Genomic DNA, 9,658 nt, shown 5'->3' on the forward strand with positions numbered 1-9,658 from the left:
AACTTCAAAATCTACCGAATCTATGCGAACGGCGAGATCCAGTATCTCCACCCGTCGGATGGAGTCTTCCCTGAGAAGGTGAACCAGGGACGGACTTACTTCGGTAAGAACGATCGCAGTATCGGTCAAAATCCTGAAGCTGCATCACTCAAGTTCACGGGCAAAAACACCTACGATTCGTAGCGTTGCATTCACCGAAAGATAAATTTGGGAGCAGATTCGTCTGCTCTTTTTTTGTTTCTTCTAATTTGAAACCATAGGAAGCCGAGTTTTCTGCAGCATTAGCGGCTAGAAGTTTAAGTGACGATCGCAACTGTTCAAACCGCTTCCCCCACGCTACCAAAGTTTCAATCCTATAGAAAAATTTCTGGATCAATGCGATGGTTTACACACCATTCGTTTACCTTTGCTTGAATCTGTGCAGCTTGATTCGCAGCAAGATCTTGCTGCCATTGTCTAAGCTTTCCCGATCGAATGTGATTGATGTGCAGCAGAATTTCTCGATCGTAGTAATCAAACAGGTTTCGACGAATCCCTCGTTCCAGAGCGACTCAAACGGCTTTTCCTGCTGCTTCAAATACGAGGCAAAGACATCTCGAATATCGCAGTAGATGGAAATCCCTTTTGCATTGTTTTGTCTGAATTCTGCTGCGATCGTCTCACAGCACGTTGCTGATCCCATGTATGAATTTTGAAGGGGGTTTTAGAAACCGACCCTAGCAGAGAACTTTCTATCCAAGAATCCGATTTCCATTCAGCAATGCCGGCTCCTGTCAAGCGGATTCTGTCAAAGCTAATCTTATCAAAGCGAATCCTGTCGAATTAATACAGCGTCTGCACCAGTTTCTTGCGATAAACCGGCGTGAGGGGATGCTCGTCGCCCATCAGTTCAAACACCAGCAGCATCGCTTTTCTGGCCCCGTCATTGCGATATTTGCGGCTCTGAGCCACGATCGCCAAAAAACCTTCCAGCGCGGCTTCGTTGTCTTCCTGCAACGCCTGATTGACTGCTGTAAAAAAGGCGCGATCGCGATCGGTTTGATCGGTATCAGGCATTTCCTGACCTTCCTGCTGAAGCTGCACCAGATCTCGCAGTGCCTTTGCCTGAGCATAAAAGGGCTTTTCGTTTTCCTGAATATTGCTCAGCAGCTTTTCGGCAGACTCTTGCTTGCCCTGACCCATTAGGAACCGTGCGGCAGAAATCACCAGCTTGCCGTTCTTGGGATATTTCTCAATGAGCCGCGCAAATAATACCTTCGCTTCTTCGACTTCGCTTGCTGCCATTGCTACGCGAATCGCGTCGAGTCCGGCATCCAGCTCAGACTTCAAATTCAGGTTTGCAAGCAACTGACGCAGTTTCGGCTCAGGTAACACTCCCACAAATCCGGGATGCACTTCTCCCTGGTTCACCACTCGCACATCCGGCACACCTTCAACGTGATACTGATTCGCCAACTCCGGGCTTTGATCAATGTCTACCTTTGCCAGCACAAAATTATATTCCTGCGCCAGCTTTTCCAGCATTGGCTTCAGCATCTGACAGGGACCGCACCACGTTGCGTAGAAATCAATGAGAACGGGGCAATCGTAGGACGCCTGAACGACTTCAGTATCGAAATTGGTGGTATTGATGTCGAGAGAAGTGCCCATAGTGTGGTGAGGGGTAATGGAGTGAGGGGATGGGGAGATGCGGCGGGTAATTGAAAAGGAGTAAGGGGAGGAATCAAAAAAAAGGGCGAAGGTTATGTGAATAAACCTCCATCCCTTTATTTTTGCAAATGTTTTTACATCTGACTGTGCCTGCTTCGAGTTTCAAAGTCCCCCGTTTATGAATGATTTAGGGGGTAATAAGGGGCAATACAGAATGTTAAACATTCCTCAAATAAATGATCAGGCAATGGTTCTAAAGCAGATAAAGCAGGACAAAGAGAACCACCCACACCACGTCAACGAAGTGCCAGTAGAGTTCAGCCGCTTCGATGCCAAAGTGATGTTCGCTGGAATAGTGGGCGCGGTTTCTCGATCGCCACAATACTGACAGAATCAGCACCAGCCCGAACAAAACGTGCAGACCGTGGAAGCCTGTTAGCACATAAAAGGTACTGGCGTAGAGGTTTGTTTTCAGCCCGAATTCCAGGTGAAAATATTCGTAGAGCTGACCGATCAGGAAAATGACGCCCATCAGCCCTGTAGCTGCAAACCAGGCGCGGAATTTAGCAACGTTGTTTTGCTTGATGGCAGTGTCAGCGTTGTGAATTACAAAACTACTCGACACCAGCAAAATGGTGTTAATTCCGGGCAGCAGCAGTTCCCGTTCCGGCGTACCTTCAGGGGGCCAATTCGGATAAACCGCGCGGAAGGTGAGATAGGCCACAAACAGCCCCAGGAAGATCATGCTTTCTGCAACCAGAAAAACGATGATCCCAAAAATGCGGAAGTCGGGATGCTCTTCGTGGGCGGCTGCGCTGGGGGTGTCGTAGTGCTGTCCAACCCGATCGACAGCCGTTCCTTCGATTGATCCTTGCATAGAGTCTCCAGTTGCTAGGGTCTAGGGTTAAGACAGAGGCGAAGAGTCAGGCTGAAGCTGAGGCGACGTAAGTGGCGGCTCGTTTTCGCGGTTGTCCACTTCTGGGTCAACGCCGTAGTCATAAGGACCATGCGTCAGGACGGGCAGCACCTCGAAGTTTTCGATCGCCGGAGGAGAAGTCGTCATCCATTCCAGCGTCAGCGCATTCCAGGGGTTATCGCCTGCGGGTTTGCCTTTCCACCAGCTCCAAATCGCATTGATCAAGAAGGGAAAGGTGGAAACGGCGAGAATGTAAGCTCCCACGGTTGCCATTTGGTTCAGCGACGTAAAGCGCGGATCGTACATGGCAATCCGGCGGTTCATGCCCATCATGCCAAGCTTGTGCATGGGCATAAAGGTGAGGTTCATGCCGATCAGCGTCAGGGCAAAGTGAATTCTCCCAAGCGTTTCGTTCATCATGCGTCCGGTCATCTTCGGGAACCAGTGATAGACTGCCGCAAAGATGCCAAACACACTGCCGCCAAACAGCACATAGTGCAGGTGCGCCACGATGAAATAGGTATCGTGAACGTGGATATCAAACGGAACGGATGCGACCATCACGCCGCTGATGCCGCCGATCACAAACATCCCCACAAAGCCCATCGCAAATAGCATCGCGCTATTGAGGGCAATTTTGCCGCCCCACATGGTGCCAAGCCAGCTAAAGATCTTGATCCCGGTGGGTACAGCGATTACCATCGTCGTGATCATAAAGAACATGCGCAGCCATGCCGGAGTGCCGCTGGTAAACATATGGTGCGCCCAGACCATTAGCCCCAGGAAAGCGATCGCCATACTGGAATACGCGACGGCTCGATAGCCAAACAGCGGTTTGCGCGAGTGAATCGGAATGATTTCTGAGATCGCTCCAAACAGCGGCAGGATCATGATGTACACCGCCGGATGGGAATAAAACCAGAACATGTGCTGATAAACGATCGGATCACCGCCGCCCAGCGGATTGAAGAATGCCGTGCCCACCAGCAAATCAAACGCCAGCAGAATCAGCGCACCTGCCAGAACGGGGGTCGAAAGCAAAACCAAGCCCGACGTTGCCAGCATTGACCAGCAGAACACAGGCATATCGTTTAAGCCCATGCTGGGGACGCGCATCTTCAGGATGGTCGTCAGGAAGTTAATCGCACCCAGGATCGAGGAGGTTCCCAGGATCAGCAAGCTAAAGATCCAGATGCCTTCACCCACTTTGCCGCTGACGATACTGAGGGGCGGATAGGATGTCCAGCCTGCCTGCGGAGCCTCGACCAGCAAACTACCCACAAGCAGAATGCCGCCGATCGGAATCATCCAGAAAGCGAGGGCATTCAGCTTGGGAAACGCCATGTCTCGCGCCCCAATCATCAGCGGAATTAAGTAGTTTGCCAGCCCCGCTCCGGCAGGAATGATCCACATAAAGATCATGATCGTGCCGTGCAGCGTCAGCAGGTTGTTGTACAGCTCTGGCGGAACCAGATCAGAAGCAGGCGTTGCCAGTTCGGTTCGCATGATGTCTGCCATCACGCCGCCGATCAAATAGAAGATAAACGAAGTGACGAGATACTGAATCCCGATCACTTTGTGGTCCGTATTAAAACTGAAGTAGTCCCGCAAGCGACGCTCGGACTTGCCGTGCCCGTGTTGCTCAACGGCTGGAGAATTTGCAGTGATTGGCATTTCTGCGTTTGTCATAAGCTCGGTTGCCAATAAAAAGACCAACAAGAAAAAGGAAAGAACATTAAGCCGCAGGCTGAAGCGACTTCAGGGTTTCGGCAGTGACGCCAAGCTCGGCAGCGACAGGAGCCAACCGGTCAGCATCCGTGCGATCGGTCAAACTCGCCACTGTTTGATCGCCCTCTTTTTGAGCGACCACCTGGGACTGAAGCCACTGATCAAACGCTTCCTGGCTTTCGACGTAGAGCTTCGCACCCATTGCGCCGTGGTAAGGTCCGCAGAGTTCCGCGCAGACGATCGGGTATTCGCCCTCCAATCTGGGCTGGAATCGCAGCTCGGCAGGTTGACCGGGGATCGCGTCCTGCTTCAGACGAAACTCAGGCAGCCAAAAGGCGTGCAGCACGTCCTGCGCTTTAATCGTCAGCTTAATGTCAGAGTTCACGGGGATGTGCAGTTCTCCCGAAGTCACGCCGCTTTCTGGATAGGTAAAGATCCAGGCGTACTGAAGCCCCATTACATCAACGCTCAGGTCAGGCTCTTTGCCCTCTGTAGAGGGGTCTGCCCCAACGCCAAGGGCTAAATGATGATGCATGGAATGGGTCTTATGGCTTTGCTGTCCATCGACGATCGGCGTTGCCATATCGGTATCTGCCATTGCCACCTGCACTTCTGGTGTACCCTCGATCGCGTCGGGATCAAAGCCACCCATATTGCGGTAGACATCAAAGCTGTAAACGCTGAGGAACAGGACGATAAACACCGGGATCGCCGTCCAGACAATTTCCAAAGTGATGTTTCCAGCGATCGGTGGACCATCGGTGGTGTCTCCCTTACGGCGACGGAAGCGAATGGCACTGATAATAATCGTGCCTTCCACCAGCAGGAAGATTCCGGTTCCCACAACCAGCATTGTGTTGAATAGCCCGTCGATTACTCTGGCATCGTCGGAAGCCTGAACGGGGAGCAATCCATGATTTTGTCCATACCAGATGCTCACCAGCGTTAGTGCAATGCCAGCCAGCATCGTCAGGATACTATTCGGAATGTTTTTCACGGTGAGTCAGGAGAGTAGGAGAACAGATACATAGTCATTAACGGGATCACCACTTTATTTACGGGATAACCATTTCAGGAATAACTATTTACGGGATAACCATTTCAGGAATGACCACTTTAGGAATGACTATGATGGTTGGAGAAAGATGTTCAACGCTTCAAATCAGGAAATGGAGCCGAGCCTTTGGATCTCAAATCGGGATGTCGAGAACTCTGATGTGAGGAATTCTTATGTTGCGACGGCAAGATTCAATGTGACGCTTAGCAAGATTAACTGGTTAAAACGCTGAAACATAGCCCAACTCCCACGTTAGCGAAAGATTCTTCTTTTAACCAACTCAAAAACTAATAAGTTGCTAAAGAAATTACAGATCCAATAGGCACTCGACCGAACCGTAATAACCGAACCAGTTGCATTAACTCTTAATGTTTTCTTTGGGATCATGTTTGCTGAATCTGTGCCTGAAGTCGATCGCCAAGGAAACCTTTCAAAATCGGTTCTCAATCCAGGTCTGAATCTAAATCTAAATCCAGATAAATCAAGTTTGAATCGCTAGAATGGAGAAAGTTAGAGACAAGGGAAAGAGTAGACTCTACCCTGATCCCGCATCACTACCGCACTCTAACATCATTGGTGGAAACATCACTAGTAGAAATTCGAGTCAAAGTTTCTGCATTACTTGTGCATTTTCGTCTCGGTCGTATGGCTAGCAATAGCACCCATCATTCTATAGACCAAGTTTTTTGATTGGTATTCCATTCGCCTGACCCCAAACGATCATTCAGATAATTTCCTCGCTAAAATTGTTCTGCCGTCGAAGTAATTCATTGACAGAATAATCCAGAGCAATCTTCGTTGCCAAGCCTGGAAGAGTGAGAAGCGATCGTTCCTTAAGCATTTGTGTTAAATTTTTCATCTCAAGAATCAAAAGAAATTCCGAAGCATTTGCTCTTTCAAGATTTGTCTATCTACAGTAGAGACTACAGCAGCCTAAAGCGGATTTCACCGTTTGCAGCCGTCGTCGCTGACGAATCGAAAAACTGATATAAGGGTAAGGTTCAAGAATTTAATTTCACAACATTACATATTGGTCAGCATCAAGCTTCTCTCTTATGGCTTGGTGGCGATCTATCTTTTGGCAGATCATGCTGCAAAATCTGCATTTAGTCTTATTTCTCTCCTTAAGCTTAATGGTTTTAATGCGAAGAGGAGATATGGCAAATGCCTGATTCCCTCCACCCAGAACTGAAATCAGATATGCTCATCCCGATTCATTCAGAAGTCCCTGAACCCCCAACCGAAAAACCCACGGCTCAACCGCGTTTCACGCCCCAGGACCGAGTCCGCCGCCTGGTCTGGAAAATGGCGATCGCAACGCTAGTCCTGATGGCGATCGGCAGCGCGACCCGCGTGATGAATGCCGGACTGGCCTGTCCCGATTGGCCCCTGTGCTACGGCACGCTGTTTCCGGCTCAGCAAATGAATCTTCAGGTGTTCCTGGAGTGGATTCATCGCCTGGATGCTGCGCTGATTGGGCTATTGGCGATCGTCCTGGTCGGCTACTCCTGGTGGAAGCGTCAGGCATTACCCGGCTGGACTCCCTGGGTTGCCACCCTCGCGCTAGGTCTGATTCTGTTTCAGGGCGTACTGGGTGGACTGACCGTAACAGAGATGCTGCGGTTTGATATTGTGACTGCCCACCTGGGAACGGCACTCGCCTTCTTTATGACGCTGCTGGTGATGGGAACACTGCTTTTGCCCCATCAGCCCACGGGAACGGTCGGTAAGCTACCCTGGCTCAGTCTGACGGCAGCCGTTCTGATTTATCTCCAGAGTATTTCGGGTGCGCTGGTGGGTTCGCGCTGGGCACTGCACCAGTGTCTTGTGGTGACCCAGCTTTGTAGCGTCATGAATATTCATCTGCTTGGCATTATTCCCGCTACGTTAATAACGCTGGCAGTTGTGATTGCTGCATGGCGCACGCCTGCCCTCAGCGGATCGCTCCGGCAAATTTCTAACCTGGTCGGACTACTGCTGCTGCTGCAATTGACCCTTGGCTTTGCCACCTTCCGACTGCACCTCCAGGTCGAACTGCTGACGATCGCCCACCAAATGGTCGGAGCCTCGCTGCTCGGATCACTGGTTTGCTTTACTGTGCTGGGACTCCGCGATCGAAAGCCAGTTCCAACTCCACTGCAAAACGACTTCATCCAGCCTGCCTAACCCTTTATCCCTTTACCTCCTCATCTCCTCACCCCTCCACCCCGATCCTTCATTCCTTTTTCGATACAGGTTCAAAAGTAATGCAACAGACCACCTGGACAGAAACTCATAGACACCACCAAAACCTCTGGCAGGTGATGCAGAGTTACTGGCAACTGACCAAACCTCGGATTATTGTTCTCCTGTTAATCACCACCGCAGGCAGTATGTGGATCGCGGCAGAAGGCAAAGTTGATCCCTTCCTGCTGTTGGTGACTCTGCTAGGCGGCACACTGGCAGCCGCTTCCGCCAATACGATCAACTGTTTATACGATCGCGATATCGACTACGAAATGGAACGGACGCGCCATCGTCCCCTGCCATCGGGTCGAATTCAGCCGCTCCACGCGCTGCTGTTTGCGATCGGTTTAGCCGTCACTTCCTTTACGCTGCTGACGGTGTTTGCCAATCTGCTGAGTGCCTGCCTAGCGATGTCCGGGATTGTCACCTACGTCCTGGTCTACACCCACTGGTTAAAGCGACATAGCACCCAGAATATTGTGATTGGCGGGGCGGCAGGTGCGATTCCGCCTCTGGTGGGCTGGGCAGCCGTTACAGGTGATTTGAGCTGGGCAGCCTGGGTCTTTTTTGCGATCGTCTTTTTCTGGACTCCGCCCCACTTCTGGGCACTGGCAATGATGATCGAGAAAGACTATGCCAAAGTCGGCGTTCCGATGTTGCCCGTCGTCGCCGGACGCGAAGCAACCGCAAAACAAATCTGGCTCTACACGCTGCTGATGTTGCCGGTCACGCTGCTGCTAGTCTACCCCCTGCACGTCATGGGAACCTTCTACGCGATCGTCGCCCTCGCCCTCGGCGGACTCTTTCTTGCTAAAGCCTGGGAAGTACTCAAAGACCCGATGGATCAGCAAGCCGCCCGATCGCTGTTCAAATACTCCATTCTTTATCTGATGCTGCTCTCCGCAGGCATGGCGATCGATAGTCTGCCTATTACCCAGGAAATCACCAGCACGATCGCCGAAAACCTGAACACGGTAATTAGCAGCCTGCCCATTCACCTGAGCCTGTAATACTCATTCGCCATTTGTAAAGTCGCAATTTGGAATTGCAGAGCGCAGAAGTACCTGCAAGCTTGAACAATCGGCTGAAATAACAGGTTTGCTTGACATGATCGAACAAACAGAGGTGGGACACCCCACCTTTTTCTTGTCTTTTTTCTGGTTTTTTGTTTCTTTGTTGTGCTGTCCTTGTCCAATCCCCAAATCACGGGATCAGCCGATCGCCTCTCGCAAACAGTAAACTATATCAGCTTCCTTATCCCCCTCTCCTCCTCTCCACCGCCCTTATTCGCCCCCTCCCCATGCACGGCTTCCTCAACCTCAACAAACCTGCCGGACTCACTTCTCACGACTGCGTTGCTCGTCTACGGAAACTGCTGCGAACCAAAAAGGTTGGTCATGGGGGCACGCTCGATCCCGCAGCGACAGGCGTATTGCCGATCGCCGTAGGAAAAGCGACTCGCCTGCTGCAATATCTCAGCCACCAAAAATCCTATCGAGCTACAGTTCGGTTTGGGCTGCGAACCACAACCGATGATCTGGAAGGGGAAGTTCTATCCCAGTTTGATGCCTCTGGACTCACGCAGGATCAGGTAAAGGCAGCTCTGCCCAAATTTCAGGGCACGATCGCCCAAATTCCGCCCAGCTATAGCGCGATTCAGGTTGGGGGTAAACGGCTTTATGAGCTGGCGCGATCGGGCGAGACCGTTGAGGCTCCAGTGCGAACAGTGCAAATCGATCGGCTCGAAATTCTTGATTGGCGACCGGGCGAGTATCCCGAATTAGATCTGGCGATCGACTGCGGCACGGGAACGTATATTCGATCGATTGCGCGAGATTTAGGTGATGTTTTGGGAACCGGGGGAACGCTGGCAAAATTGCTAAGAACGCGCAGCAGCGATTTTTTTTTGCAGGACAGCCTTTCGCTAGAAGCGGTTGCGGCTCAAATGGAAGCAAATGCCTTATCTCTCATGCCGCCATCGATCGCTCTGGGTCAAATGCCGATCGCGGTTCTTAATTCTGACCAAACGTTAGCCTGGTCGCAGGGAAAGCGGCTGTCTCTGGAGCAAATCCAGATTGAGC

At 51.2% G+C, this 9,658-nt stretch carries 9 protein-coding genes; 4 read left to right on the top strand and 5 right to left on the bottom strand.

All coding sequences use genetic code 11. From position 1 onward, the window contains the following. Positions 1–183 (top strand): photosystem I reaction center subunit II (gene psaD, locus H6F80_RS12610; protein ID WP_242067324.1); only part of this gene is annotated, 183 nt, incomplete at its 5' end. A 217-nt stretch (positions 184–400) separates the two neighbouring features. Here psaD and H6F80_RS12615 read toward each other — a convergent pair. From H6F80_RS12615 to H6F80_RS12635, 5 genes are all read right to left on the bottom strand, one after another. Next, positions 401–682, bottom strand: a complete 282-nt coding sequence (locus H6F80_RS12615; protein WP_190791895.1) for a hypothetical protein — start codon at positions 680–682, stop codon at positions 401–403. Positions 683–822: 140 nt separating this feature from the next. Continuing rightward, complete coding sequence (locus H6F80_RS12620; protein ID WP_190791896.1) at positions 823–1,650, bottom strand: tetratricopeptide repeat protein; 828 nt, start codon at positions 1,648–1,650, stop codon at positions 823–825. A gap of 253 nt (positions 1,651–1,903) precedes the next feature. Beyond that, positions 1,904–2,527 (bottom strand): cytochrome c oxidase subunit 3, encoded by a 624-nt coding sequence (locus tag H6F80_RS12625; protein WP_190791897.1) that lies wholly within the window; start codon positions 2,525–2,527, stop codon positions 1,904–1,906. A 27-nt stretch (positions 2,528–2,554) separates the two neighbouring features. Then, a complete protein-coding gene (gene ctaD / locus H6F80_RS12630) occupies positions 2,555–4,255 on the bottom strand; it encodes a cytochrome c oxidase subunit I (RefSeq protein ID WP_190791898.1) in 1,701 nt (566 codons plus the stop codon). Positions 4,256–4,301: 46 nt separating this feature from the next. Then, a complete protein-coding gene (locus H6F80_RS12635; protein ID WP_347277871.1) occupies positions 4,302–5,291 on the bottom strand; it encodes a cytochrome c oxidase subunit II in 990 nt (329 codons plus the stop codon). A 1,224-nt stretch (positions 5,292–6,515) separates the two neighbouring features. Between H6F80_RS12635 and H6F80_RS12640 the strand changes: the two genes are divergently transcribed. The 3 genes from H6F80_RS12640 to truB form a co-directional block, all read left to right on the top strand. Then, complete coding sequence (locus tag H6F80_RS12640; RefSeq protein ID WP_242067325.1) at positions 6,516–7,517, top strand: COX15/CtaA family protein; 1,002 nt, start codon at positions 6,516–6,518, stop codon at positions 7,515–7,517. Positions 7,518–7,597: 80 nt separating this feature from the next. Then, entirely contained in the window at positions 7,598–8,587 is a 990-nt protein-coding gene (locus H6F80_RS12645) for a heme o synthase (protein WP_190791899.1), read from the top strand. A 290-nt stretch (positions 8,588–8,877) separates the two neighbouring features. Then, the coding region (truB, locus tag H6F80_RS12650; protein WP_190791900.1) for a tRNA pseudouridine(55) synthase TruB at positions 8,878–9,658 on the top strand (781 nt) is incomplete at its 3' end.

This window comes from Leptolyngbya sp. FACHB-711, assembly GCF_014695615.1.
GTDB lineage: Bacteria > Cyanobacteriota > Cyanobacteriia > Elainellales > Elainellaceae > Leptolyngbya_A.

Coding starts and splice junctions, on each gene's coding strand:
- H6F80_RS12615 (WP_190791895.1), bottom strand. CDS start 682: ATGGGATCAGCAACGTGCTGTGAGACGATCGCAGCAGAATTCAGACAA.
- H6F80_RS12620 (WP_190791896.1), bottom strand. CDS start 1,650: ATGGGCACTTCTCTCGACATCAATACCACCAATTTCGATACTGAAGTC.
- H6F80_RS12625 (WP_190791897.1), bottom strand. CDS start 2,527: ATGCAAGGATCAATCGAAGGAACGGCTGTCGATCGGGTTGGACAGCAC.
- ctaD (WP_190791898.1), bottom strand. CDS start 4,255: ATGACAAACGCAGAAATGCCAATCACTGCAAATTCTCCAGCCGTTGAG.
- H6F80_RS12640 (WP_242067325.1), top strand. CDS start 6,516: ATGCCTGATTCCCTCCACCCAGAACTGAAATCAGATATGCTCATCCCG.
- H6F80_RS12645 (WP_190791899.1), top strand. CDS start 7,598: ATGCAACAGACCACCTGGACAGAAACTCATAGACACCACCAAAACCTC.